The sequence below is a fragment of the Streptomyces sp. MnatMP-M17 genome (assembly GCF_900091995.1).
In the GTDB taxonomy this organism is placed as follows: Bacteria; Actinomycetota; Actinomycetes; order Streptomycetales; family Streptomycetaceae; genus Streptomyces.
In genome coordinates this window covers 1-1,747 of sequence record NZ_FMDK01000597.1, presented here as the reverse complement: position 1 = coordinate 1,747, position 1,747 = coordinate 1, and the positions used below count along the sequence as shown (strand labels likewise).

Below are 1,747 nucleotides of genomic sequence, written 5' to 3'. Positions count from 1 at the left end.
TCACGGACAAGGTGTGGCTGCCCCTGGCCCGCGCCAGCGCCGAGCACACCCCGGCCCAGGAGGCCGTCGGCGATATCGCCGAACGCGCCGCCGCCCACCCGCGCGAGAACGACACGCTGCTCCTGACCGCGCGCCTGCTCACCCGCCCTGCCCCGATCCCTGGTACGACGCCGAGGTCCGTACACACGCCCGCGCCCTGCTCCTGGCCGCCGCGGCACTCCCCACCCCGGCCGCTCGGCCGCCACCGAGCAACTGCGCCTGGCACTGGTGGAAGCGGGGGAGGCGGACCTCGCACCGGCGCCGTCGACGGCCGACCGGTCCGGGCCCGGGGGCCGGCCGGGTCGGGAATGATCGGGGGATGACCCGATGACCTTCCCGCGGGCCTGGCGCCCGAGTCGGTCAGCCCCGGGCGGCCGGGACGAGCCGCGCACGCCGACGGCACCGCGCCGACTCGCCGTGGACGAGCCCGTGTTCACCGCCCAGGGGCCGGCCGGGGACGTTGTCACCTGGCCCGACTCCACCACCACCCAGCCGCAAGGCCCTGCGCGTCGTACAGCAGGGCGACACATGGCTGGTTGACCAGTCCGAGGACATCGCCGAGCCGGACGAGGCCCCCGGCAATCGGTCCGCCACGCCCCTCATGGAATGGCGCTCGCCGTTGGCATCGTTATCAGCGCAGAGAGCGGCATATGGGGCGTGGTGGCTGGTCCGGCAGGTATACCGAGCGTTCCTGCGCGGTGAGTTCGCGGCCGACCGCGCGGCAGATTTTGCTGATCGCTGTGGTGGGGGCAGGCAGGGCTACGGACCATAGCCGTACGGTCTGGTCCTCGCTGCCGGTGGCCAGGGTGCGGCCGTCCGGGGTGAACGCCGCCGAGAGGACGACGCCGGTGTGCCCGGAGAGCGTGGCCAGGATGATGCCGTTGTCCGTGTCCCACAGTCGCACGGACCGGTCGTCGTTACCGGCGGTGGCCAGGGTCCGGCCGTCCGGGCTGAACGCCACGGAGAAGACAGGGCTGGTGGGTCCGGGCAGGCTTTTGTGGAGACGCCCGGTAACTGTGTCCCATAGCCGCACCGTGCCGTCGACGCTGGCGGTGGCCAGGGTCCGGCCGTCCGGACTGAACGCCACAGAGAATACGAGGCCGGTGTGTCCGGGCAGTCTCTTGCGGAGACGGCCGGTATCCGTGTCCCACAGCCGCACCGTGTGGTCTGGTCCGCCGGTGGCGAGGACGTGTCCGCTCGGGCTGAACGCCAGCGAGCCTATGCCATCGCTGGGCTCGGGCAGCTTCCTGCGGACGCGTCCGGTGTCCGCGTTCCACAACTCCACCCCGCGCTCCACGCCACGGGTGGCTATGGTGCGCCCGTCCGGGCTGAACTCGGCGCTGATCACATCGCTGGTGTTACCGGAAAGGCCTTTGTCGGGGCGTCCGGTGTCCGCGTCCCACAACTCCACCCCGCGCTCGCTGCTGAGGGTGGTCAGAGTGCGCCCGTCTGGGCCGAACTCCACCGAGAACACGTCGCCGGGGCGCTCAGAGATACGGTGGCGGATGTGATTGTTGGTCGTATCCCACAAGTCCACACCACTGGTGGCGGTGGCCATGGTACGGCCGTCCGGGCTGAACGCTACCGAGAACACCATCCCGGGGGGCTTGGTGAGGATGACTCGGGTTTGGCTGGATGTCTCCCACAACCGCACCGTCCGGTCTTGGCTGCCGGTGGCGAGTGTGCGCCCGTCCGGGCTGAACGCCAC

Annotated in this window: 2 protein-coding genes; both read right to left on the bottom strand. The window is 71.2% G+C overall.

What is annotated here, in order from left to right; translation table 11 throughout:
- Positions 1-185: hypothetical protein (locus GA0115259_RS41210; protein WP_218104236.1), on the bottom strand; the 185-nt coding region annotated here is incomplete at its 3' end.
- A gap of 485 nt (positions 186-670) precedes the next feature.
- Positions 671-1,747 (bottom strand): WD40 repeat domain-containing protein (locus tag GA0115259_RS25445; RefSeq protein WP_176732650.1); only part of this gene is annotated, 1,077 nt, incomplete at its 5' end.